Genomic DNA, 25,110 nt, shown 5'->3' with positions numbered 1-25,110 from the left:
GCTTGCCTAGAAATATGATTCACGCAGCCCAGCTAACAGCCGAAACGGCGATCGCGCACGCTGTAGGCTTGGACGGCTTGCAGGAGATGGGCCCTAGTGAAGTCGGGCCAATGGCAGTCGCAGAAATACAGCTCAGAGAGCGCCGCCTGCCACAGCAGAAAACCTGAGGTTCGGTACTCTCCGGATGTACGAATGACCAGATCCGGATCTGGCTGGCCCGCCGTAGACAGATGGGCGGTCAAAAGCTCCTCCGTGATCTGGATCTCGCCCGAGGCAACAACATCAGCAATCACGGATTGGATCGCCTCCAGGAGATCCTCTCGTCCGCCGTAGGCGATCCCGAGGTTGACCAGCATCCCCGAGACGTCGCGTGTCTTCTCCGCAGCGGCTCGCAACACCCCTGCAAGCCTGTCCGGCAACAGTTTCAGCGATCCGATAGGGTTTAGCTTGAAGCGCTTGCCATCGACCAGGCGTCGCACCACATTCTCGTCAATCTCGTACAGAGCTGCAAGTTCCCTACTCGGACGGTTCCTGATATTGTCCGTGGACAGCATCCACAGCGTCACGATTCGGATTCCCAAATCCTCACACCAGGACAGAACCTCGGGAATCTTATCGAAACCGATGCGATGTCCTTCACTGACGTCTGCTAGTTTCTGAGCGCGTGCCCAGCGACGGTTCCCGTCGAGGATGATCGCAACATGACGCGGCACGTGCCCATAAGCGCCATGCTCAGGAGGTCTGTTTTGGTCAAACATGGAGATCGTAGCGTCCATAGTACCCTTATATAGGAAGACAATAATGCATAGTCATGGGCATCAAACTTGCGCTCATCCCAAATCCCATAATCTTCTGAACCCTCTGCCCCACCCAAAATCCCCATTTCATAAGTCCAGGCTTTAGAATGTACCCGTGCCGCTTCCAGGTTAGGGTTCAGCCGTGCCGGCCAAGGTACATTAAAACTCGGCAACTCAAAAGGTTGCTTACTTGAAGTCATTGTTCATTTAAACCTATCAATTTAAGCTACTGAGTCCTCGCCCGATCCGAGTATCCCCACCATATATGCCCACATCTTGGATTGTTTGCGCGCACCCTCTAGGTTAGGGTTCAGCCGCGCGGGCCAAGGCATATAAAAATCCGGTAATTCAAAGGACTGCATATTTCATATCTATATCTCTTCTATATCTCTCGAATATTTTTGCTGCGTTGTTTGCACTATCAAACTTTTTCATAGTTAGAAAAAAAAACAATAGGTAGAGTAAAGCAGCTAAGCAGATATCTCAATCAAAAATGGAAGAATGAGAGGACAGTTAAGACAGTTAAGACACTTAAGCAGCAAAAAATTGAAGAATGAGAGGACAGTTAAGACAGTTAAGACACTTAAGCAGATAGTTAAAACATTTAAGACAGATCTTAAAGAAAAAGTACTAATTGTTAAGCTTTTGTAATAAATAACTCAAACGCCACTTTGACGCCAGTTGCTACAAGCACGGCGCGACCATTTGTCACAAGTTAAGGTTGTGAAATAGCTGTCAAGGGGATTTGAGAAGATGCTTGAAAGAAAAATTCAGAGCATTCAGAGCAATCCGTCGCAGCAGACCAAGGTTTTGTGGTGCATGTCCGCTACGAACACGGCAAGCATCTTCATTGAAAGTGACATTCATAATTTCGCTCTATAGTCTGTATTGTTCAGCACAAAATTAGATGCGCTTGCGCTGCTGGCTCAGTACGGGTTGATTTTGACGTAAGTATTAAAATAATTAAAATAATTGCATAAAAGCTTTTTTATCTTTTGCTAAATATAGAGCGAACCACTGTTAATTTGACGAGATGAAAGGGAATTATATACCTGTAGTCTGATACTGTACCAGTAAACTAAGATGTTTGCCCTATCTCGTCAAAGTTTCACTGCATCTTTTGCAGCCGGTTTGTGTATGTTAGGAGTTGGCTGGCTCCAATTTCCAAAAATGCAAAAACTACTTCATAGTAACAAAACTGCTTCATTAGAAATACAAAGAACAATTGACTCAGAAAAGGTGCGCCTAAATTTCTTAAAAAGAATGCCAACTTTTGGTTACAATAACATCATTGCCAATTGGGTTTATCTCAATTTTGTGCAATACTTTGGCGATGATGAAGCTCGTGCCAAAACAGGTTACAGTCTAAGCCCAGAATACTTTGAAGTCATTTTGGGACGCGATCCGCGATTTATACCTGCCTATCTAAGCCTTTCTACCAGTACTTCCATGTATGCAGGTATGCCAGAACGTTCTATAAAATTAACAGAGAAAGCTTTAAAGTCACTATCTCCTTGGGTTCCGGAAAAGTCTTATTATGTGTGGCGGTATAAAGGTATTGATGAGTTATTATTTTTAGGAAAATCATCAACCGCTCAAGACTCCTTTGAAATAGCAGCAGATTGGGCTAGCCAGCATACAGATCAAGAAAGCAAACAAGCGGCATCGGTTTCGCAGAAAACCGCTGAATTCCTCAAGAAAAATCCTAACAGTAAATTGGCTCGAATTGCTAGTTGGACAATGATATTAAATAATCAAGTTGATAAAACAACTCGTCAGCGAGCAATCAATGAAATTGAAGCTTTGGGAGGAAAAGTTATCACCAATCCTGACGGTATTTACAGTATTGAAAGCAGAAAGCCCATGAGGATGTGACCGACTCTTGTCGTACACATCCGTCATCGACGGCATGGGACGCCAGTCGCCTGCACTGGCTTCTCCGTCTACAGCGCTGGCTCATGAATGCGTGGCAACTTTAGTTGCCGTCAGTCTCTGGGTCGGGTAACGTTTTTATCCAGTCTTGCACAATTTCAGACATGGATACGCCTAACTTCCTGGCTTGTGCCTCAACTTTCTTCCGTTCTTTATCAGTCAGTCTGACTACCATTCTATAATCTCTAGCCATTCTCAAAACCTTAATGTTATACTATTCGTCATGCGAATAGTATAACAAAGAGGTGGTAGATATGCTTTTGACCCAGAAGAATGCAACCAAGCCAGACGCAATAGTACAAGTCATATTAAATGTGTTAGGCATGGCTTCTAATAGCTTATATAACACTGGCGTATACCTGAGCCGTCAACAATATTTTGAAAACAGCAAAACTATCAGTTATGCCCAGTTGTGCAAAGACCTCAAAGTTGATGAGAATTATAAGGTTATGCACTTCCCTTGCTGGTCAACAAACACTTAAGAGTGTCGCTGAAGCATTCAAGTCCTTTCAAGCATTGGAGAAGAAAGCAAAAAAAAGAGAGTTGAGCCAAAAACCAAAGCTACCCTATTACCGTTCATGCATGAGGGATGTATCAAGTAGTCTATCCTGGTCAAGCTATAAAAGTGGTTGAAGAAGATGGCGCGAAATGGTTAGAGATTCCACTGGGACCTTAGTCGGATAGGTAGGGGTTGCTTGACGCAACCCATGCGGTTCTACGCATGAATCCCACCCCTTCAAGGGGTGGGTGCGTCAAAAAATTAAATTATCTGAAAAGGATTGAATTGATAGGCTTATAGTAGGCGCTTAAGCGTTTACTATTAACCCATCCTCAGTGAGGTTACGGTTATTTTCTGGTACAACGGCAAATTGGTTGAGTCTCAAACTCTAGAATTAGAAATTGACGACCCAGGGTTACTCTATGGAGCAACCGTTTTTACTACGCTGCGGGTTTATGATAACTCGCTTGATAGTCGGTTAACTTACTGGCGCTCCCACTGCGATCGCCTAAAATTGAGCTTGCAAACCTTTGATTGGCTCTTACCAGATGAAGAGCGATTGCGTCAAGGGGCACAACTTATGATGGCACACTTTCCCGTCCTCAGAATCACCATCTTTCCTGATGGACGGGAGTGGATAACGGGTAGGTTGCTGCCAAAAAACTTGACAGAACTACATAAAAATGGTATGATAGCAACTCTTGCTGCGTCAGAATTTGTTCGCTGTCTACCCGCTCATAAAACCGGAAACTACCTTAGCGCATGGTTGGCAAAGGCTAACGCCCAAAAGTTAAATATCCAAGAAGCGATATTAGTGGATGCGGCCGGAAATTGGCTAGAAACCAGTACAGGCAACCTCTGGGGATGGCGGGATGGCAGTTGGTGGACGCCGCCTTTAACAGCAGGAATTTTGCCAGGCGTCGTGCGAGGACAGCTTCGAGACTGGCTATTGAAACAGCACATTGTTCGAGAGGAACCTTGGACACCAGAGCTAGTCAAAGGATTTGAAGCTATTGCCTACAGCAATAGTGTAGTGGAAACCGTCCCGATTCATACCGTTATAGAGCCTACAGGAAAGCTAGAATATAATCCCCACCATCCCTGTTTTCAACAACTGCGGATGTTTTTTATAGCATTGTAGGTGCAAAATTTGGTATACGTTAAGATAAGTTAACATAATTCTTAAAAAGCCTTCTCTTTACAGAGACGCTACGGGAAAGCACAAGAGATCTAGGAGGATTGACCTGGGTGAATAACAAACGATGGAGAAATGCGGGGCTGTACGCACTGCTGTTTATTGTTGTCATTGCGCTGGGGACAGCGTTTTTTGACAAACAACCACAAAGTAGAGATACATGGCGGTACAGTCAGTTTATTCAAGAAGTTCAAAATGGCAGAGTAGCAAAAGTCAGTTTAAGTGCAGATCGGTCTACAGCTCTTGTGACGCCAGGCGACGGCAGTAAGAAGCTCGTGACCTTGGTCAACGACCCTGACTTGATCAACACTCTCACCCAACATGGCGTAGATATTAGTGTTTTGCCGCAAACCGATGAAGGATTTTGGTTTAAGGCACTAAGTAGCTTATTTTTCCCTGTATTACTTCTGGTAGGCTTATTCTTCTTGCTACGCCGCGCTCAAAATGGTCCTGGTAGCCAAGCAATGAACTTTGGCAAATCCAGAGCTAGAGTCCAAATGGAGCCGCAAACCCAAGTGACATTTAACGATGTCGCTGGTATTGACCAGGCAAAGCTAGAACTCAACGAAGTCGTAGACTTTCTGAAAAATGCCGATCGCTTCACCGCTGTTGGAGCAAAAATTCCCAAAGGCGTGCTGCTCGTTGGTCCTCCAGGAACAGGTAAAACTCTGCTCGCTCGTGCAGTAGCAGGCGAGGCTGGTGTCCCCTTCTTCTCTATCTCTGGTTCTGAGTTTGTAGAAATGTTTGTGGGTGTGGGTGCATCCCGCGTCCGCGACTTGTTCGAGCAAGCAAAGACAAATGCTCCCTGCATCGTGTTCATTGATGAAATTGACGCCGTAGGTCGTCAGCGGGGTGCAGGTTTAGGCGGTGGTAACGATGAGCGGGAACAAACCCTCAACCAGTTGCTCACAGAAATGGACGGCTTTGAAGGCAACACAGGCATCATCATTATTGCCGCCACCAACCGTCCCGACGTTCTGGATGCAGCATTGTTGCGTCCTGGTCGTTTCGACCGTCAAGTCGTCGTGGATCGCCCAGATTATGCCGGACGTGGGGAAATTCTCAAAGTTCACGCCCGTGGTAAGACCTTGGCAAAAGATGTGGACTTGGATAGAATTGCCCGTCGTACCCCTGGGTTCACTGGTGCAGACCTTTCCAACCTGCTCAATGAAGCTGCAATTCTGGCTGCACGTCGCAATTTAACCGAAATTTCGATGGATGAAATTAACGACGCCATCGATCGCGTGCTAGCAGGTCCAGAGAAGAAAGACCGAGTGATGAGCGAAAAGCGCAAAACTCTTGTAGCATACCACGAAGCAGGTCACGCTCTTGTTGGTGCGCTGATGCCAGACTACGACCCAGTACAAAAAATTAGCATTATTCCTCGCGGTAGAGCTGGTGGTTTAACTTGGTTTACCCCCAGTGAAGACCGGATGGACACTGGTTTGTACAGCCGTGCTTATCTGGAAAATCAAATGGCAGTTGCCTTAGGTGGTCGCATTGCTGAAGAACTCATCTTTGGTGAAGAAGAAGTGACCACTGGTGCAGCTCAAGACTTGCAACAAGTTGCTCGTGTTGCTCGTCAGATGGTAACACGCTTTGGAATGAGCGATCGCTTAGGTCCTGTTGCTCTCGGTCGTCAGCAAGGCAATATGTTCCTCGGTCGAGACATCATGGCAGAACGCGACTTCTCTGAAGAAACTGCTGCTGCTATTGATGAAGAAGTCCGCAAGCTAGTAGAAACAGCTTACCAACGCTCCAAAGAAGTGTTGGTAGGTAACCGCCACATTCTCGACCAACTCGCGCAAATACTGGTTGAAAAAGAAACAGTGGATGCCGAGGAGTTGCAAGAACTGTTGGCAAACAACGATGTGAAAACCGCAACGTTTGCTTAATAAATAAGAAAGAAGATAGAAGAGAAAAGACAAAAGAGAAAAGATTAAATAATTTCTTCATTCTTCACTCTTGATTCTTCACTCTTTAAAGTCAGGGTAATTCTGGAATCTTCCATTGTTGCCCTGATTTTTTTGTTACGGTATGTTGAGTTTCACTATCAAATACCTGCAGGTCGTCAATTCAAAATTTAAAATCTAAAATCTAAAATCGTATGAAGTTACCTGAACTTGGTTCCGAAAGTATCGACCGTATCATTGAAATGGCATGGGAAGACCGAACACCATTTGAGGCAATTGAAGAACAATTCGGCTTGCAAGAAAAGCAGGTTATTGCCCTGATGCGCCGTGAAATGAAAGCATCCAGTTTTCAGATGTGGCGGGAACGTGTTAGTGGACGCAACAGCAAGCATTTACAAAGGCGAGAGTTTGTTGCAGGTCGATTTAAGTCAGACAATCAAAAGACTTGAATCTGCTCGATAAAACTAATAAATAACACAATAGTAGAATTAAAAGGCTTTGGAGGACAAGAATTTCAGATAGGTAATGTAGCATCCTACAGATCAACTCTTTCTTTGTCGCTACCTCCATAGGCATGGTACTAAGCGTCCAAGTTCCTGCCAAGGTAGGACGTGGATGAGAAAGTGATGCGTCATGATTAACAGAATACTTTAACAAAATACTTTGCGAAAGCATTGGCAGCCCACTCTAATACTTACTAGTAACTGGAGGTCGCAAATATGACGCCTATTGAGAAGAGCGATTCAACGCCTATTGAGAAGAACGATTTAGTTGGACTGGCTCGCGATGTTGATGATAACCTGCCAGAAGGTTTAGTAGGAAAGGTTGTAGAATGCGATGAAGATGCCTTTGATGTTCATTTTCCTCTTCCAGGAGGGAAGGATGTGTCTGCCAAACTGCCAAGGGAAGATATAAATTTTCTGGTTGGAGGAATGGAGCAGCCTGAAAATTAACTAGTTTCATATTTCGAGGTCAGAGGATACTCTGCCCTCAAAAAATTGGCAGCGATTTTTGTAAATTGCCCGCACTTCGTGCCGCTTCGCGCTCCAAATTAGAAGTCTAAGACTACAAAAACAAAGCCGTGACTAGCAGGATATCATTAGTCCTTGCCTTGCGGTGAGACCAGTGCTGTTGGCGCAGCCTGCCCGCAGGGCTTAGGCGGGTTTCCCGCCGTAGGCAACTGGCGAACCCGAAGGGATGCGCGTTTGTATAGCCACGATTTATCATTGTCAGCTATTTTTGCAAATTTGGCATCCTCCCAAAAAATTGCTAGCGTAGCTGACAAAAGAAGCAAAAACTTGTCGGAGGCGAAGCAATGAAAGCAAATGAACTATTGGCAGAATACGCTGCAGGTAAGAGAGATTTTACTGAGGTAAACCTGAGCGAAGCCTTCTTAGAAGGAGCTAACCTGAGTGGAGCAATTTTAGACAGAGCCATTCTCGATGGAGCTGATTTAAGCAAGGTGAATCTCACTCAAGCAAGCCTCATTGAAGCTGACTTAAATGGAGCTAATTTAAATCAGGCAAATCTCACCGAAGCTAATCTGAGTGGAGCTATCCTGGATGGAGCAATTCTAGAAGGAGCCATTTTGGATGGTGCTAATTTGAATCAAGCCGACTTGACGATCGCAAAGTTGGTTGGCGCTCAATTTCGCGATGCTGAGCTACAAGAAGCTAACTTGAATGCAGTTTCTCTCAATGAAGCAGATCTTACTCATGCTGACTTAGCGAAAGCAGATCTCACGCAAGCAGATCTGAGTCACGCCCAATTGAACGAGACTAATTTGAACCAAGCCAACTTGAATGAGGCAAATCTAGAAGGCACAATTCTGGATGAAAATAAAGCTTGATTTTTGGCAAGAAACTTTTGGTAGATTTTCTGAGTCTGAATCTCCAAATTCTGCAAAAATTTGCCAATGTCTGAATCTGCCCAAGGCATTCCAGGATTGCCCGACTTAACGCATCCTACCGAGCTTATCCAATTCGGAACCCATTTACTGAAAGCTTCACTGTTATTGGTATTCCTGGTTGTTGCCTTGGGAATTGCAATTGCTTTGTTGAGCTTTGCCCTTCGTCGAAATCAACAGCAGCAAGAGATTTTCATTGGTGAATGGGCTGTTAGTTACTCCCAACTATTGCGGGGATTACAGCATTTAACCTTGGTGTTAATTCTGGTGGTGGGAGGATTTTTTCTTTGTTCAACTTTGAGCAATCGATACCATCATTGGGAACAGGCAAAGGTGGCTCAAGTTGCCGAGAGTGTCGCAGGTGAAAAGTTAGAACAAATAGCGCCTCAAATACGCTACGTTACTGAAGAGCCATACACATACACGACTCAAGTTAATAATAAGATAGTCAAGATAAATGATAAACAGAAGGTTAGCCGCTTCTTAACATTAAGTGGATCGCAAATTCAAGTAAAGATTGACCAAAGCCCTGATATTCAAGGTCGCCGCGCCATTTATAAAATAGACTATACTGCTGACTACAAAATTGTTAACCAACTCAAGGATATTAATAGTTTTTTCTTTGAAGCACCGCCGCCCGTGGGTTACTCTTTATTACAAAGCTATAAAGTAGAGCGTAACGGTACTAGACTTCAACAAAGAAATCCGGGTGACTATGGCTTTCCGCTTCAATTACAACCAGGAGAAGAAACGAGTTTAAGAGTCACTTATAAAGCTCAAGGCGGGCCGCGTTGGGTTTATAATTCTAACGGGCAGTTGCTTTCTAATTTTCGCTTAAGGGCGATCGCCAACTTCGCTGGAGCTGATTTTGCCAGTGGTATTATACCCAGTGAAATTAAAAATGACAGACAAGGGACTCAATTTACTTGGGTATTTGATGATAATGTTTCAGTCAAAAACCCATTTGGGGTGTATACCTACACTAACCCCATTCGTCACACTGGTGTCCTTCCTCGACTGCTATTGCTAGCACCGACAATATTTTTGTGGTGGATATTGCTACTCTATTTGTCGCTCCCCATGAACCTGAGAAATTTGGCAATTGCAGGTAGCATCTTTTTTGCTTGTTTGCTGACTTTAACTTATCTCAGCCGCTTTATAAATCCTCAGTTCGCTTGGACTCTCATTTCGCTTATCTTACTAGCATTGACATGGGGTTTGGGGTCAAAAAACCGCAGCGTTTCCCTAGCTGCTGTCATCTGCACAATTGCTGGCGCTGTGCTACCAGTCTTTGGATTATTAGTATCATTTAGTGGTCTCACTCTCAGCCTTGCAGGTTTGCTTTCAGCCATCTGGCTTGCGGTTCGTCATTGGTACGGGTTTTATACTTTACAACCACAAGACCGTAAACATTAAGGTTTTTATATATCTGACATCTTGCACCAATATCAATGAGAGGCGGAGCCTCTATATTCTCGTTCCCAGGCTGAGCGTGGGAACGAGGGCTGGGAGGCTACAGCCTCCTCCTTGTTAACAGTAGAAAAATTGTTAGAGTTTAGGTAAAAATCAAGTGCGATTGCCTTCGGCACTGCGCTCCGCGCAATCGCCACAAGCGGACACAGAGTGCGATTGTATAAAATCATTGTGTCATTTGGAAGTTCCTCTATTCCACAGGTGGTACAACGACGACGTCGCCGTTGTACAACCTTATATCTTGACTCAAGTCTTCTTTTGACAAGTACTTCCACAGATCTACATCAATTGTTTGTTTCGACCCGTCAGCAGCCTGGCGACGGATTTGAACTCAACGGACATCAGCATGAACAGTAATTCTGCCAGCCGCCTGAAGCGCTTTAGTCACAGTAGCCAATGACCCGGACTCTGTAAAACGCTCATCCGATGCTACAGAGTCCGACAGAAAGTATGCCCCCGGAATCGTCACTTCTCCAATAACAGCAATATGAATCTGCCGATTTGTAGGGTTTTGAGTGCTAGTTTGTGCCTGATTGGTTAGGTCAGTAGAGGAGATTCCAGCCAGCTGCGGGGCGGCTGACGCTGTTTGGGAAACTAACGCGCCTATTGACACTCCTCGGTCTAAAGACGCGAGGATTCTTGGGCTGAACTTGCCTTTTTCAGGTTTCCCTTCTTATAGGTCTTACGGTTCATACTTGTCCGTTCGCGTAGCGTGCGCCTAAGCGCATATCACAGTTTTTTAGGCTATGACCCACTTATGGACAACACGCCTGCGCGTTTACCCATTTCAGGATACGTTTCCCTGTGCCCCAGGGTACGCGGATTACTCCAAATTGTTTCTTGGAATCATTCACTGCTGTTTAACAGTTACTGCCGGTTTTATAGAGTTTTCGCTGCTCTTGCCCTTACTATTTTCCGATCTGTCGTGTGGCAAAGCGATCGCATCTTTCCTAGCTGAGCCATATTTGTCGGGCACGTGGGGCGCGGTATTTCAACCTGTAGGCTAATTATATTGTCGCACTTCGGTGGCGTTTTTATTCCCAATTGAAAAAGCCGTCAAGCGAAGGACGGGGCTTTAGACCCAATTTTTCGGTAAAGCGGTCATTAAAAGACTGACGGAAGCTAGATATTTCATTAGGGCAGTTCGAGATACGATTGTGACGTTTAAGATGATTTTAGACTTGTGGTTTTTGTTTGGTGATGGGCGTTCGCGTAAGCGCAAAGCGCAGGCTCCGCCAACGCGTAGCGTGCCCGGAGGGCTCAGCGGCTCCTCCGGAGCATCGCTTGCCCAAAGTTCCCTCAGCATAGGTGCCTTAACGCACCTGCTACTCATCACCAAAACCGACAAGACTCTTTTATCGAACTAAAAAAAACCTAACCCGTGTCGGATACGAGTCAGGTTTAGAGTGCTTGATGTTAATGCCGTGTTAATAATAAAGATTCTACTGAGCAATTTCATGAGACAAAAGTCATGAACCCGATGTGACAAAAGTACTAAAAATTTTAGGGGGTGATTTCAGAATCACCCCCATATTATCTTCCTAGGATTCTTTAATAGCACCAGCCTTCTGTGAACAGATATTACTCAGCAATGTTAACCAAACCTTGAACTTGTGAATTAGCCAATGTTGGCGCTGTAAATATACGGGAATATAAACTTGATGGTTGCTGCTCGGCAACAATTGGTAGAACTTGACGGGCATGACTTGCGACTTGCATAGTCTTCACATCGTATGTTTGTGTCGCCAATTTGGGATACAAGCCGATACCGATGATGGGAAGCAACAGACAAGCGGTAATGAACAGTTCGCGGGGTTTGACATCCGCTACTACTGCATCTAGCACTAACTCTTCGTTTTGCTTACCGTAGAACACTTCGCGCAGCATCGACAGTAAGTAAATCGGAGTCAGAATCACGCCAACAGCTGATAGCAGCACGACGACGACTTTGAAGCTAGAACTGTAGACATCGCTTGTGGCAATACCGATGAATACCATCAACTCTCCGACAAAACCACTCATCCCGGGTAACGCCAGAGAAGCCATTGCACCGGCTGTGAACAAAGCAAAGCTTTTGGGCATGACTTTTGCGATACCACCCATTTTGTCCATCATCAAGGTGTGGGTACGCTCGTAAGTGACTCCAGAGAGGAAGAACAAACTAGCAGCAATCAAACCGTGGGAAACCATCTGTAGCATTGCACCGCTGATGCCCAACTCTGTATAGGAGGCAATCCCAATCAGCACAAACCCCATGTGGGCAACTGATGAGTAAGCCAAGCGGCGCTTGAGGTTAGTTTGAGCAAAGGCACAGCAAGCACCGTAAACAATGTTCACCACACCCAAAATTGCTAGGACTGGAGCAAAGGAAGCATGAGCGTTGGGCAACATCTCCATGTTGATCCGGATGAGTGCATAACCGCCCATCTTCAACAACACACCAGCCAAAACCATCGAACCAGGTGCTGACGCTTCACCATGAGCATCGGGTAGCCAGGTGTGTAGAGGGAAAATCGGCAGCTTGACACCAAAGGCAATCAAGAAGCAAGCATAAACCAGAAGTTCAAAAGCTTTGGGATATTCCTTCATTCCCAGAGTTGCCATGTCGAAGCTGACAGTATCTCCAGAGAATGCCATTGCAAAGCCTGCTACCAAGATGAATATTGATGCTGCAGCAGTGTAGAGAATGAATTTGGTAGCTGCGTAGCGGCGCTTTTCTCCTCCCCAAATCGAAATCAGCAGGTACACTGGCACCAACTCAATTTCCCACATCAGGAAGAACAGCAACAAATCCTGGGCGACAAACACACCAATTTGAGCGCTGTACATCACCAGCATCAAACCATAAAACAAACGCGGCTTGTTCGTCACTTTCCAAGCCGCGAATATTGCAAGTGTGTTTATCAACCCTGTCAGCAGTATCAAAGGCATCGACAAACCATCAACTGCAACAGACCAGTTTAAACCCAACTGAGGAACCCAAGCATATTTCTCAATCAGTTGGTATGCGGAACTGTGAAAATCGTAGTCCTGCCAAAAGGCGTAAATCATCAACGCAAAGTTCGTGAGCGCAACTCCCAAACCGTACCAGCGAACAGTTGTGCCTTCCTTATCTGGGATTAAGGGAATGGCTATAGCAGCCACTATCGGCAACAGAATTATGGTTGTTATCCAAGGAAACTCAATAGCATTCATCACTGACAATCGTTTTACGTTTTTCTTTTTAATTACATTATATTAAGCAATGCTTAGTTTTGTGAACTGTATTTCTTCAAAAAAATCAAATCTTTAGCATCGATAGGAATAAATACTTAATTAGTTAGTTGATTTTCATTGTAATTGTAAAGATTTACTAAGTCAACAAAAAACGGTGGCTGGAGCCACCGTCAAAAATTGTAATACTAGCTCTGTTTTAGGAAGGATATTTGGCAATGCGACTTCTCGCTACTGAAGCCAAATGATAGATAAAGTTACCCAATAGGAATTCAAATGATACGGTTGACAAATATCTAAACATTTCCATATCAGAAAACGTTAGGAACCGAAATCGTTTTGAATCCATTTAGAGGTGGTTTCAGGATATCGCACAAACCTAAAAGACATATACTTAGTGTTGCAAGTTCCTAAAAAAGAGGTGTAGAAAAATTCAAAATTACTTTTTGAATCTATAATTTTGAATTTTGAATTGCTTTTGCCCCTTGAGTATCAACAGAAAGCGATCGCACCTCTGCCTTAATTCCCTCCTTGATCCAAGCAGCTGCCATCGCCCCCGCCACAGCTTCAGAATGAGCCTTATTCGTTAAAGCCAACAGCGTTGGACCTGCACCACTAATTACCATGCCATAAGCACCAGCAGCAACAGCAGCAGAATGCACCGTATCGTAACCTTGAATCAATGCTTTGCGATAAGGCTGATGTAACTTATCTTGTAAAGCAGCTCGCAACCAATTACCCGTGCCAGTTTCCAAACCACGCAACAACAACCCCAGATGTGCCGTATTAAAAATCGCATCTGCACGACTCACCTCAGTTGGCAAAACCCGCCGCGCCTCCTTCGTTGAAAGCTCAAAATCCGGAATTGCCACCACCGGCACAACCTCCTCACTCCAAGGAATCTCACAAATCTCCCACTCTTGGCGCTCTTGGAGCCTTGGCGGTTCATTTTCCACCCCCGTCGCCGCCAAACGACATCCTCCCAACAAAGCCGGCACCACATTATCCGGGTGTCCTTCCAGAGCGATCGCCAACTCCATCACTTGCAACTGACTCAAAGGTTCCCCCGCCAGCAAATTAGCACCAACCAACCCACCAACTATAGCTGTCGCCGAACTCCCCAAACCCCGCGCCAGCGGAACACCAAGATGAATATCGATTTGTATGGGTGGCGGTGTCTGCTCTATGTGTTCATAAAACTTTACAAACGCTTGATAGAGCAAATTACTTTCATCAGTCACAACTCGTTCAGCTTCCGCACCCGAGACAGTAATTTTCACCCCCCCTGTTTCCCCCCCTTGGGAAGGGGGGGATGAAAAAGTGGGTATGTCAAGGCTCGTAAACTTAAACTCGTTGTACAGCGTTAAAGCCGCACCAATACAATCAAAACCTGGTCCTAAATTGGCAGTTGTCGCTGGAACAGTTACAGATACAGAAGAAATAACAGACATCAGCACGTAAAAACTAATTAATCAATTAGCATCCCATGTAACTGATTCATTTGCTTAGCAGTCATCTTTGATTTTAGATTGCAGTCTTTTCGGCGATCGCAAATACCAAGTCCTTATTTTCTTACACAAAGGTCAGGCTTGACTCTGCCCTTATGGCAGGGTGTGTACTGTAAACAGTCACAGGTATGAGGCGAGAAACAATGAAACTGGGAGCTATTAATCACATAGCCCTGACAGTATCTAATCTAGATCGTTCGGAGGCTTTTTACAATGCACTACTGAGATTTCTTGGTTATGAACAGGGAGAAAAAACACCGCAGTTTATACTCTGGGCAAGTTCTAATGGTGTTATAACCATTTCTCCGTCAAATCCTGAATCACTCAATAAAAAGCACGATCGCTATTCTCCAGGGTTGCATCATCTTGCTTTTAGTGCAGATAGTCGAGAAGACGTGAATCGGCTTTATGAATATTTATTAGAACAAGGGATAGAAATTCTTGATCCTCCCGGTGAATATAATTATTTGCCTGGTTACTATGCCTTGTACTTTTTAGACCCAGATGGCATCAAGCTTGAACTAACACACATTCCCAATTGGCCCCCTCAATTGTAGTCAGACAAAAGGCGAAAAGATGCTCAAAATCGGCGACTTTTCCAAACTCAGCCATGTAACAGTAAAAGCACTGCGCCTTTACGACCAACTGGGACTGCTCAAACCATGTTATGTAGACGACTTTACTGGGTATCGGTACTATTCGGCTGACCAGTTACCTCAACTTAATCGCATTTTGGCGTTTAAAGACTTGGGCTTTTCTCTAGAGCAAATTGCCAAGCTGCTAGACGAGAATTTGCCACCCGCACAAATTCGTGGGATGTTGCGACTCAAGCAAGCAGAACTTCAACGGTTAGTTGAGGAAGAACAGGCGCGGCTATTACGTGTGGAAGCAAGACTTAAGCAAATTGAACAGGAGGATACTATGCCTAATTACGAAGTTGTACTTAAAACCGTGGAGCCGATAAAAGTTGCAGCGATCAGGGAAACATTACCAAATTATCCCTGTATAGGACGACTATACGATAAGTTATTAGAGTATTTCAAGCAACACGGAGTGAAAGAGAGTGATTATTGCGGCGCGATATGGCACGACCCTGGATACAAAGAGTCTAATGTGGATGGCGAAGCTGTGATCTCATTTGAGGGTGAGGTATCCAGTACTGACCGCGTGTTGATTTATGAATTACCAGGTGTAGAAAAAATGGCAACTGTAGTTCATCATGGCAGTTACAACACCATTAACCAAGCGTATGCTGCCTTACCAACTTGGATTGAAACGAATGGATATAAAATAATCGGTTCTAACCGCGAGGTTTATATTATTGGTGGAAATGAACAGGACAACGACTCATACCTAACGGAAGTGCAGTTTCCTGTGGCCAAGGCTTAATTAAGGTTTTCAGGAGTAGGGAATCGGGAATTCGGCTCCCTAGTTCCTACTCCCGAAAAAAAGTTTGTTAAGAAAAATCGGTCTCTGTTATGATAAATTCATAAAAGAAAAAAAAGATTAACGGACTGAGTTTGCCCTCAGTCCGGTAAAAAAAGCGGGTTAACCGCTATAGACCTGGTTAACCCGTGCAGCTTTGGGAACGCGCAGAGAAATTACTATTGCAATACCAACTTAACGTTGGCATTTTGTAGACCGCGCTGCTTCACTTCTGCCAGGGTCTTGTTAACGGCATACTTCTGGTTGATCGAGTTGATCAATTCGGTTTGATTGTGCTTCTTAGCAACGCCCCACAGGTCTGCAATCAGATCGAAGGAACCGTCGCTGTTGCGAGACCAACCGAGGTCATATTCGCCTTCCAAAACTGCAACGATGTCGGAACGAACACGTTGACCGTTGTAGCCACGAACATCAGCTTCGGTCTTTACAGTGATGCCCAAGTCGCGCAGGGAAGCCTTGAGGATTTCTGCATCGGTGATTTTGGTACGCAGAGTGCTAAAGTGAGACATTTGGGTTTCCTCCAAAGAGAAAGTAGAGAAAAAGACAACGGTTTGTTTTAAGCGAAGCCGCGTTTACCAAGACGCGGTTTTTTCATAACTGCTAGCTTTTGACGCTAGCCTTTCCCCCTGTGGTAGCAGGAGAAAGCTTTTAGAACTCCATTCGCTGATACTCAGCAACGGAGGATGCGGCTGGTCTTGCGCGCTGTCTAGCCCAGTCTCGAAGAGCTGTGACCTGTTCTTGCATCGTACGAGACAGCGGTAGTGTTGCTTTAAGTGCCGCAATAATATCTAATTGTGTGAACTCCCGATCTTGGGCAAAAGCTTCGTACATTGCCGCAACAATCGCTTGTTCAATTTCTGCTCCCGAAAATCCATCAGACATCTTAGATAGCTGTTCTAAGTCAAATCGCGAGATGTCTTCCCGACGGCTGGAGAGGTGTATATTGAAAATATGCTGGCGCTCTTCAGGTGTGGGGAGATCCACAAAGAAAATCTCATCAAACCGACCCTTCCTCAAGAACTCACCCGGTAGGCGCTCAACTCGGTTAGCAGTCGCCATAACAAATACTGGGGATTTTTTCTCTTGCATCCAGGTGAGGAAAGAGCCAAAGATCCGGCTGGAAGTACCACCATCTGAGTCAGAAGAGCCTGTCGTACCAGCAAATGATTTATCTAATTCATCGATAAACAAAATTGCTGGGGAAATCGATTCTGCTGTTTTTAGAGCATTACGCAAGTTTGCTTCCGAACGACCCACCATAGAGCCATCGTACACTCGCCCCATATCTAACCGGAGTAGTGGCAAACTCCATAGCCGAGACGTGGTTTTGGCAATTAAAGATTTACCGCATCCAGGAACTCCCAAGATGAGCATTCCTTTGGGTTGAGGCAAGCCGTATTCACGCGCTCTTTCTGTAAAGGCGTTAGAACGTTGTTTGAGCCACTTCTTTAACTCATCCAAGCCACCAACAGCATCAATAGTTGCGTCTTCTTCTATGTATTCTAATATACCATTACGCCTGATGAGTTGCTTTTTCTCAGATAAAATGATATCTACTTCATCTTCCGTCAGACGCCCCTTAGTTACCTGTGCCTTACGGTAGACTTTTTCAGATTCATCTTTAGTCAATCCTAACGCTGCTCTAAGAAGCTTTTCCCGCGCTTCTGTTGCTAGGCGTCGCCCACGATTTTGTTCTATATGGCTCGTTAAAACTTTATTTAATTCACTCATGTCTGGAAGCGGAAAATCGAGAACGACAACTTCCTTTTCCAGTTCAATGGGAACTTGCTGCATAGGCGACATCAAAATAATGTTTTTCTGAGTGCCTTTAAACCCAGCGATCGCATCACGTAATGACCTTGTTGTCGCGGGCGCATCAATAAATGGATGTAAATCTTTAAGAATAAATATACCTGGTTCTCTCTGCCGGATGATCCATTCAATTGCCGCCTCTGGAGAAACGGTGTTGTGTTGGGTGACATTCCGGGGTTGACCATACTCCACGATGCCGTGCGTTACTGTCCACACATAGACTCTTCGCTGCGGCTTTGAGGATTGAGCGATTGTAAAAATTGCCTGCTCAGCCCGCTCTTCCTCGGAGGTCACAAGGTAGATTAGAGGGTATTGAGCTTGAATGAGGATGTTGAGCTCTTCTTTCATACAATCGACCTACTTGAGACCTTTACAGACAGTACAGACTTCGCTTTTTTTCATAGAGATGAGGCTATTATGAATCTAAAATTCATAATTCCTATTTAGCACTTACTTAGCAAGGAACTAACTCTTCCTTACTTTTCTGATTACTTTCATCTCTTTCCATATCATCAATGGCAAAACGCTCTTTTTGAGCTACAACTCCTGGCTGCTTACCCAATGTGACTAATTCCCCATCGCGTAGCACTAATGAACTTTCACAAGTTGGACAGGAGTGAACTCTGTGCGTCCTTCCATATGATGATGCTTCTACTTCTTCTACTAATTCTGAGTTTGCCAAATAGAAATCTAAGGCGCGTTGAGCAAGTTCTGACATCGGTTCGGAGTCAATTGCTGAACGAACCTTCAACTTCCTGTGCAGTTCTGGCGACAGATACAGTGTTACCTTTTGCTTAGCTTGCATATTACTCTTTAACGGTCTTACCCGGGTATGTATCTTACGATATCGGCTTCCCTTTTGCTTGTCAAGACAGCAAAACGTTTTGACGGCAATATCGTTACATTTCTTAATTAAGCTCTGTCATAACCCATAAGTTGAGAGTTTTGCGTCAAAACTGAAAATCGGCAAATGTAGACCCAAGTTAACTTCTTGTTTTACGAGATTGCTCAGCACTATCGCATTTCTCGTCCATTAGTCCTGAGTGAAACAAGACAACGGGAGATAAAGAGCAATTTTTATTTCCCCTGCTTGCTTATTCCCCCATCTAAAGATAGTTGAGAGGGGACACAAACCTGGTAGATTTAGCTATCAGCGAGTAAAAACTGGTCAAAATGAAAGTCCTGGTTATTGGTGGAGATGGATATTGCGGTTGGGCAACCGCACTTTACCTTTCAAATCGCGGTTATGAAGTTGGTATTTTAGATAGTTTAGTGCGGCGGCACTGGGATAATGAGTTGGGAGTGCAAACTCTTACCCCAATTACGCTCATTCAGCAACGTATACAGCGCTGGCACGATTTGACTGGTAAATCAATCGACCTTTTTGTTGGCGACATCACTAATTACGAGTTCCTGAAGAAGGCGCTGCAAACATTTGAGCCAGAAGCACTTGTGCATTTTGGCGAACAGCGTTCAGCACCTTTTTCGATGATTGACCGCGAACACGCAGTTCTCACCCAAGTGAACAACGTAGTTGGTACGTTAAATTTGCTGTATGCGATGCGGGAAGATTTTCCCAATTGTCACTTGGTTAAGCTGGGGACAATGGGTGAATACGGCACACCTAACATTGATATTGAAGAAGGGTACATCACGATAGAACACAACGGGCGTAAAGATACCCTGCCTTATCCCAAGCAGCCCGGTTCAATGTATCATCTCAGCAAAGTCCATGACAGCCACAATATCCACTTTGCTTGCCGAATTTGGGGATTAAGAGCAACAGACTTAAATCAGGGCGTTGTTTACGGTGTTTTAACCGAAGAAACAGGGATGGACGAGCTGTTGATTAACCGCCTTGATTACGATGGCGTGTTTGGAACGGCGCTGAACCGTTTCTGTATTCAAGCAGCCATTGGTCACCCCTTGACTGTTTACGGTAAAGGCGGACAAACTCGGGGATTTTTGGATATTCGAGATACCGTGCGCTGTATTGAACTAGCTGTAGCTAACCCAGCACAACCTGGTGAATTCCGCGTGTTCAATCAGTTTACCGAACAATTTAGCGTCGGCGACTTGGCGCTGATGGTGAAAAAAGCTGGTAACGCAATGGGACTGAATGTGGAAATCAATCATTTAGATAATCCCAGAGTCGAGAGAGAAGAACATTACTTCAACGCCAAAAACACCAGATTGCTGGATCTTGGCTTGCAGCCCCATTATCTTTCTGATTCGCTTCTCGATTCTCTGTTGAACTTTGCTATTAAGTACCAGCATCGAGTTGATCAAAATCAAATCTTGCCTAAAGTCTCTTGGCGGAGAAATTAGGTAAATCCTGAATGGGCTGATCACAAACAAACAACTCACAACTGTTGGAATTCAAATTCAGTATCAGTTGTGTACGACACAGTGGAGAGTCGAGATTGCCAGCCCTTGGGCTGATCTATTTCAAAATTGCAGGTTCTACGATTTCAGGGTTTCATCGCATTGCGTCAAAAATGAGCCAGCCTTCCTTTATTGACTAGTTTACTCAAACGGCTATGAAATAGAGTTGCTCTGTTGGCTGGCTCTTTTTTCCAAGCTTGACGCGAAAAAGATAAATTCTGCGTCATGGCTGATCGCAAACCGCAAAGCGCTTTTTTAGGGTACATAAATGACGAATACCAGTCGCCTGCGGGAGTATTAGCTTAGCAAGAGCGTTGGTTTATCGCCTGTCTAAATCTGGTCGTCATATTGTCGCGCAGTATGACGACCAGTATTTTTAAAATGATGAATGAGAAGAATGAACGGTAAAATACGCGATTCTTCACTTGATAAATTTATACTACCCTACGGAAAGCTGTTTTGCGGAGGTTCTCTCTGACCAAAGCAAAGTGTACGTGGCGTCTACACATTGATTTTTGCCTTTATTTTATATTACAAATTTCGGTGGTATTGACTATTTTTTTATGCGGATCGCCCTATTTACCGAAACCTTTTTGCCTAAGGTTGATGGCATTGTAACACGCCTACGTCATACTATTGACCATCTTCAGCGCAATGCTAACCAAGTCCTGGTAATTGCCCCAGATGGTGGCATTACTGAATACAAAGGAGCTAAAGTATATGGTGTCTCGGGTTTTCCCCTGCCACTGTATCCAGAGTTAAAAATGGCACTACCTCGTCCAGCAATTGGTGATACTCTGGAGGAGTTTAAGCCAGATATTATTCACGTGGTGAACCCAGCTGTCTTGGGCGTAGCTGGTATATTTTATAGCAAAAGCCTGAATGTTCCCTTAGTTGCATCTTATCATACACACCTGCCACAGTATCTTCAGCATTACGGTTTAGGAATGCTCGAAGGGTTATTGTGGGAACTACTGAAAGCAGGTCACAATCAAGCAGCTTTAAATCTGTGTACCTCCACAGCAATGATGCAGGAATTGATAGCACACGGTATTGAAAGGGTAGATTTGTGGCAAAGAGGGGTGGATACGGAATCGTTCCATCCTGACTTTGCAAGTCTTGAAATGCGATCGCGCTTGTCGCAAAATCATCCCGAGAGCCACTTGTTACTGTACGTCGGGCGTCTTTCCGCTGAAAAAGAAATTGAGCGCATCAAACCAATTTTAGAAGCCATTCCCTCAGCACGGCTGGCGTTAGTAGGAGATGGTCCCCACCGCCAAGCACTGGAAAAACACTTTGCTGGAACAAATACTCATTTTGTTGGGTATCTTGCCGGTACAGAATTAGCCTCTGCCTTTGCAAGTGCTGATGCGTTTATTTTTCCTTCTCGGACGGAAACACTAGGATTAGTTCTACTAGAAGCTATGGCTGGTGGGTGTCCGGTAGTTGCAGCTCGTTCTGGCGGCATTCCTGATATTGTGACAGACGGGGTGAATGGATATCTTTTTGAGCCCCAAGCAGATGTTCAAAGTGCTATAAGAGCGACTGTTCGTCTTTTACAACAGCAACAAGAACGAGAAACTATCCGTCAAAACGCGCGTCGGGAAGCAGAACGTTGGGGATGGGCTGCTGCTACACGCCAGCTAGAAACCTACTATCAAAAGGTTATTTATTCTCAATTGCCAAGGGCGGCATAAGCATGATCAGGGAATCGGGAATAGGGCATAACCCATTCCCCATTCCTCAATCTAAAATCTAAAATCTAAAATTCTAAATCCCCATGTCCCTCCTAAATGCTGGTAGCGTCTTGGCTACATTAACTGAACTGACTCAAGTTAATCGCACTCACTCGTTACTGCGTCGTGTCAAAGACCTTTCTGTTAACGAATTTGTTTGCTTGCTCGACTTTATCACAGCCGAATTTCAGCAATTTCTTAGGGCAATTGAACTGATTAACAATGAAGCTCTAGAAACCATGCTGGAGAAGGTACTGGAGGCGATTACACTCAAAATTGGTCAAATTCTCCAGGCAGAGCAAACCACGATTTTTTTGGTTGACTATGACAAAGGTCAGCTTTGGTCAAAAGTTCCCCAAGATAACACACAAAAAGCTATAGAAATTCGTACTCCGATTACAGTTGGTATCCCTGGTCATGTTGCCAGTACAGCTCAATGTTTGAACATATCTGATACCTCTACTCACCCCCTCTTTAGCCCAGAACTAGAAAAACAAATGGGGTACAAGTTTCGTAATATACTTTGTATGCCAGTTTTGAGCAGCAAAAACCAGGTTGTGGCAGTTGTGCAACTGGCAAATAAAGCTGGAGGTATTCCGTTTAATCACGAAGATGAAGCGCACTTTCGAGACTTTGCCTCTTCTATCGGCATTATTTTGGAAAGTTGCCAATCTTTCTATGTTGCAGCTCGCAATCAACGAGGCGCAACTGCTCTTTTACGGGCGACTCAGACTTTGGGGCAAAGTTTGGATTTAGAAGCCACTTTGCAAATCGTCATGGAGCAAGCCCGGATTCTCATGCAAGCAGACCGCAGCACTCTATTTTTATATCGTAAAGAAATGGGGGAACTCTGGACTAAAGTGGCAACTGCGGATGATAAAACCATGATGGAAATCCGTATGCCGGATAACAAAGGCATTGCAGGATATGTAGCGTCCACTGGTCAAGCGCTGAATATTGCCGATGCTTATAAAGATCCGCGTTTTGACCCCACGACAGACCAAAAGACGAGATATGTCACTCGTAATATCCTGTGTTTGCCAGTGTTTAATTCCGCGAATGAATTGATTGGGGTGACGCAGTTAATTAATAAGCATCAAGGAAGTTTTACCGCCTCTGATGAAGAATTTATGCGGGCTTTTAATATCCAGGCAGGAATTGCTTTAGAAAATGCCCGCTTGTTTGAAAATGTATTATTAGAAAAACAGTATCAAAAAGATATTCTGCAAAGTCTTTCGGATGCAGTAATATCTACGGATATGGAAGGGAAAATTGTTACAATTAATGATGCAGCGTTGCAGCTCTTGGGTTGTCCCTTGGAAGAAGCAAACCCCAAGAACAACAAGCATCTTTGGGAACAAAACTTGATTGGTCGTTTCGTGTGGGAGGTTGTGCCAATTGATAATCTCCAATTCCGCCTCCAAGATAGTTTAAAAACTGGGGCAAAACATTATGTCCCAGAGCAAAGTTTGACGGTAGGACTGGTATTAGTACCGAGTGCTGAGTGCCAAGTGCTGAGTGAAACGAAAAACTCAGGGCTAAATAACGCCAGTGCTTTCAAGTTGAGGGATATGCCCACACGCTTGACTCCTCAAGAATCAAAACTTTATATTTTGGCAATACGCGATCGCACCAATCCAAATTTTTTCATTCCCTGGAATCTACCTATTTCACCTCGGTTGACGTTGCTTGATGCGAGTAGTGTCGAGAAAATCGAACGCAGTATCAATCTGACTGTCAACCCCTTGACTAACCCAGAAGGAGGCGTACGGGGGGGTTTGGTGGTATTGGAAGATATCAGTCAGGAAAAACGCATGAAAACCACCATGTACCGCTACCTGACTCCCCGCGTCGTAGAACAAGTCATGGCACTAGGGGAAGATGCTTTGATGGTGGGTGAACGCAAAGACGTGACTATCTTGTTTTCTGATATCAGAGGTTACACCACATTGACAGAAAATCTCGGTGCTGCCGAAGTGGTGTCCTTGCTGAATCAGTATTTTGAAACAATGGTTGAAGCTGTTTTTAACCACGAAGGCACCCTAGATAAGTTTATTGGTGATGCCTTAATGGCAGTATTTGGTGCACCGCTCCCGTTGACCGACAATCACGCTTGGCGGGCAGTACAATCGGCATTGGAAATGCGACAACGACTCGCAGAATTTAATCAGCGGCGAATTATCTTGAAACAGCCACAAATCCATGTTGGCATTGGCATTAGTTCCGGAGAAGTCGTTTCCGGCAATATTGGTTCCCGAAAACGGATGGACTACACCGTAATCGGGGATAGCGTGAATTTGAGTTCCCGCCTAGAAGGAGTCACTAAGGAATATGGTTGTGATATCATCTTAAGTGAATTTACGTACCAGTTGTGTAGTGACCTCATTTGGGTGCGTGAGTTAGACAGAATTAGAGTCAAAGGGAAACATCAAGCAGTTAGTATCTATGAGTTGATAGGCGATCGCCGTACTCCCTTAGATGCCAACATTCAGGAATTTTTGTTTTATTACCAGAATGGACGTACTGCTTATTTGTCGCGCAATTTCCACTGTGCTATTGCCTGCTTTGAAGCCGCCAAAAAAATTCAACCCAAAGACCAAGCCGTTGCTATCTACTTAGAACGCGCTCATCATTATCTTAATCACGCTCCCAGTGATTCTTGGGATGGTGTCTACAGTAGGCTGACAAAGTAATCAAAAAATTATGAAACTGGAACGCCCACGCTATTAATGATTCATAATTTATTCACTTTTTCCATCGTCAGTCTGGAAAGGGTTTTCACCGATTCCCAGTTCTTGTTTTGAGCGTTTTAAGTTTTTCCAAAGATCCTTGATTTGCTCATAGGCTTGCTCCGGTGGTATTTTCCCTGATGTCTCTAAGTTACAAATGTAACTTATCCTTTGGGCAAATTCCTGTAAGTTAGCATTGAAAACTAAGTTTTCTGGCTTCACTTGACCGTAGTAGCGACCACGAGGATAGAGAAAATTTTCTTTATCTACCATTGTTCTCTCCATTTACTCAATCCCCCCCCTGTATTCGGCTTTGAAGTCAATAGTTGGCAATCTTGGTTGAGTTTCCTTTGGTTGCTTACTGACTTTTTGTGCCTTTAAACGATGATTGTATTCAAATTGAGTGGAAACTGCCACAAAAAAAGGTGTTTTTATATACTTTTTTATTTCATTATACCAATTTATTTCCCGAAAAATTATTACAAACTACTGTAAACAGTTATACTTTTATCTATCAATTTACTTAGTAACCAAAGACTAACCTCTCACCCTAAAGTAAGAAAACT

At 44.4% G+C, this 25,110-nt stretch carries 23 protein-coding genes; 13 read left to right on the top strand and 10 right to left on the bottom strand.

Annotated elements, in window-relative coordinates; genetic code table 11:
* Positions 1-32 precede the first annotated feature (32 nt).
* Together uppS and ACM0OZ_RS21415 are read right to left on the bottom strand one after the other, a co-directional pair.
* The gene (uppS, locus tag ACM0OZ_RS21420) at positions 33-776 is read right to left on the bottom strand and encodes a polyprenyl diphosphate synthase (protein ID WP_414584836.1); all 744 of its coding nucleotides are present in this window, start codon (positions 774-776) and stop codon (positions 33-35) included.
* Positions 777-1,532: 756 nt separating this feature from the next.
* Entirely contained in the window at positions 1,533-1,664 is a 132-nt protein-coding gene (locus ACM0OZ_RS21415) for a hypothetical protein (protein ID WP_414584835.1), read from the bottom strand.
* Positions 1,665-1,880: 216 nt separating this feature from the next.
* On the opposite strand from ACM0OZ_RS21415, the gene ACM0OZ_RS21410 reads away from it, so the two are divergent.
* Positions 1,881-2,672: a hypothetical protein gene (locus ACM0OZ_RS21410; RefSeq protein ID WP_414584834.1), complete on the top strand. Its 792-nt coding sequence runs from the start codon at positions 1,881-1,883 to the stop codon at positions 2,670-2,672.
* A 100-nt stretch (positions 2,673-2,772) separates the two neighbouring features.
* Here ACM0OZ_RS21410 and ACM0OZ_RS21405 read toward each other — a convergent pair whose 3' ends face one another.
* Positions 2,773-2,922: a DNA-binding protein gene (locus ACM0OZ_RS21405; RefSeq protein WP_143173019.1), complete on the bottom strand. Its 150-nt coding sequence runs from the start codon at positions 2,920-2,922 to the stop codon at positions 2,773-2,775.
* A 61-nt stretch (positions 2,923-2,983) separates the two neighbouring features.
* Between ACM0OZ_RS21405 and ACM0OZ_RS21400 the strand changes: the two genes are divergently transcribed.
* From ACM0OZ_RS21400 to ACM0OZ_RS21370, 7 genes are all read left to right on the top strand, one after another.
* Entirely contained in the window at positions 2,984-3,211 is a 228-nt protein-coding gene (locus tag ACM0OZ_RS21400) for a hypothetical protein (protein WP_083630829.1), read from the top strand.
* 366 nt (positions 3,212-3,577) lie between these two features.
* The gene (locus tag ACM0OZ_RS21395) at positions 3,578-4,369 is read left to right on the top strand and encodes an aminotransferase class IV (RefSeq protein WP_414584873.1); all 792 of its coding nucleotides are present in this window, start codon (positions 3,578-3,580) and stop codon (positions 4,367-4,369) included.
* A 107-nt stretch (positions 4,370-4,476) separates the two neighbouring features.
* The gene (gene ftsH3, locus ACM0OZ_RS21390; protein ID WP_041036156.1) at positions 4,477-6,318 is read left to right on the top strand and encodes an ATP-dependent zinc metalloprotease FtsH3; all 1,842 of its coding nucleotides are present in this window, start codon (positions 4,477-4,479) and stop codon (positions 6,316-6,318) included.
* A 212-nt stretch (positions 6,319-6,530) separates the two neighbouring features.
* Entirely contained in the window at positions 6,531-6,785 is a 255-nt protein-coding gene (locus tag ACM0OZ_RS21385) for a TIGR03643 family protein (protein ID WP_414584833.1), read from the top strand.
* Positions 6,786-7,055: 270 nt separating this feature from the next.
* Positions 7,056-7,289 (top strand): hypothetical protein, encoded by a 234-nt coding sequence (locus tag ACM0OZ_RS21380; RefSeq protein ID WP_414584832.1) that lies wholly within the window; start codon positions 7,056-7,058, stop codon positions 7,287-7,289.
* Positions 7,290-7,651: 362 nt separating this feature from the next.
* A complete protein-coding gene (locus ACM0OZ_RS21375) occupies positions 7,652-8,185 on the top strand; it encodes a pentapeptide repeat-containing protein (RefSeq protein WP_414584831.1) in 534 nt (177 codons plus the stop codon).
* Positions 8,186-8,251: 66 nt separating this feature from the next.
* Complete coding sequence (locus tag ACM0OZ_RS21370; RefSeq protein WP_414584830.1) at positions 8,252-9,658, top strand: hypothetical protein; 1,407 nt, start codon at positions 8,252-8,254, stop codon at positions 9,656-9,658.
* A 388-nt stretch (positions 9,659-10,046) separates the two neighbouring features.
* Here ACM0OZ_RS21370 and ACM0OZ_RS21365 read toward each other — a convergent pair whose 3' ends face one another.
* The 3 genes from ACM0OZ_RS21365 to thrB all read right to left on the bottom strand — a co-directional run bounded on the left by ACM0OZ_RS21365 (position 10,047) and on the right by thrB (position 14,379).
* Positions 10,047-10,328: a hypothetical protein gene (locus ACM0OZ_RS21365; protein ID WP_414584829.1), complete on the bottom strand. Its 282-nt coding sequence runs from the start codon at positions 10,326-10,328 to the stop codon at positions 10,047-10,049.
* A gap of 968 nt (positions 10,329-11,296) precedes the next feature.
* Positions 11,297-12,910 carry an NAD(P)H-quinone oxidoreductase subunit 4 gene (locus tag ACM0OZ_RS21360; protein ID WP_414584828.1) on the bottom strand — a complete coding sequence of 538 codons (1,614 nt, stop codon included), beginning with the start codon at positions 12,908-12,910 and terminating at the stop codon, positions 11,297-11,299.
* A gap of 470 nt (positions 12,911-13,380) precedes the next feature.
* Positions 13,381-14,379, bottom strand: coding sequence for a homoserine kinase (gene thrB, locus ACM0OZ_RS21355; RefSeq protein WP_414584827.1), 999 nt, complete (start codon positions 14,377-14,379; stop codon positions 13,381-13,383).
* Positions 14,380-14,579: 200 nt separating this feature from the next.
* Here thrB and ACM0OZ_RS21350 point away from each other — a divergent pair, with 200 nt between their 5' ends.
* Together ACM0OZ_RS21350 and ACM0OZ_RS21345 are read left to right on the top strand one after the other, a co-directional pair.
* Positions 14,580-14,993, top strand: a complete 414-nt coding sequence (locus ACM0OZ_RS21350; protein ID WP_414584826.1) for a VOC family protein — start codon at positions 14,580-14,582, stop codon at positions 14,991-14,993.
* A gap of 19 nt (positions 14,994-15,012) precedes the next feature.
* A complete protein-coding gene (locus tag ACM0OZ_RS21345; RefSeq protein WP_414584825.1) occupies positions 15,013-15,825 on the top strand; it encodes a MerR family transcriptional regulator in 813 nt (270 codons plus the stop codon).
* 215 nt (positions 15,826-16,040) lie between these two features.
* Here the strand turns inward: ACM0OZ_RS21345 and ACM0OZ_RS21340 are convergent, their stop codons facing one another.
* The 3 genes from ACM0OZ_RS21340 to ACM0OZ_RS21330 form a co-directional block, all read right to left on the bottom strand.
* Positions 16,041-16,391, bottom strand: a complete 351-nt coding sequence (locus ACM0OZ_RS21340; protein WP_015113818.1) for a DUF1257 domain-containing protein — start codon at positions 16,389-16,391, stop codon at positions 16,041-16,043.
* A gap of 139 nt (positions 16,392-16,530) precedes the next feature.
* Positions 16,531-18,042, bottom strand: coding sequence for an AAA family ATPase (locus ACM0OZ_RS21335; protein WP_073629683.1), 1,512 nt, complete (start codon positions 18,040-18,042; stop codon positions 16,531-16,533).
* Positions 18,043-18,148: 106 nt separating this feature from the next.
* Positions 18,149-18,499, bottom strand: coding sequence for a hypothetical protein (locus ACM0OZ_RS21330; RefSeq protein ID WP_414584824.1), 351 nt, complete (start codon positions 18,497-18,499; stop codon positions 18,149-18,151).
* Positions 18,500-18,867: 368 nt separating this feature from the next.
* Here ACM0OZ_RS21330 and ACM0OZ_RS21325 point away from each other — a divergent pair, with 368 nt between their 5' ends.
* The 3 genes from ACM0OZ_RS21325 (at position 18,868) to ACM0OZ_RS21315 (ending at position 24,508) form a co-directional block, all read left to right on the top strand.
* Positions 18,868-20,022, top strand: coding sequence for an NAD-dependent epimerase/dehydratase family protein (locus ACM0OZ_RS21325; RefSeq protein ID WP_041036122.1), 1,155 nt, complete (start codon positions 18,868-18,870; stop codon positions 20,020-20,022).
* A gap of 620 nt (positions 20,023-20,642) precedes the next feature.
* Positions 20,643-21,776 (top strand): glycosyltransferase family 4 protein, encoded by a 1,134-nt coding sequence (locus ACM0OZ_RS21320; protein ID WP_414584823.1) that lies wholly within the window; start codon positions 20,643-20,645, stop codon positions 21,774-21,776.
* Between the two features lie 83 nt (positions 21,777-21,859).
* A complete protein-coding gene (locus ACM0OZ_RS21315; RefSeq protein ID WP_414584822.1) occupies positions 21,860-24,508 on the top strand; it encodes a GAF domain-containing protein in 2,649 nt (882 codons plus the stop codon).
* A gap of 48 nt (positions 24,509-24,556) precedes the next feature.
* Here the strand turns inward: ACM0OZ_RS21315 and ACM0OZ_RS21310 are convergent, their stop codons facing one another.
* Positions 24,557-24,817 (bottom strand): hypothetical protein, encoded by a 261-nt coding sequence (locus ACM0OZ_RS21310; protein ID WP_414584821.1) that lies wholly within the window; start codon positions 24,815-24,817, stop codon positions 24,557-24,559.
* Positions 24,818-25,110 lie beyond the last annotated feature (293 nt).

Source organism: Scytonema sp. PCC 10023 (assembly GCF_963920835.1).
Taxonomy (GTDB): domain Bacteria; phylum Cyanobacteriota; class Cyanobacteriia; order Cyanobacteriales; family Nostocaceae; genus Kalymmatonema.
Note: the sequence above shows the minus strand (reverse complement) of the source record. Positions and strands in the feature narration are given on the sequence as shown.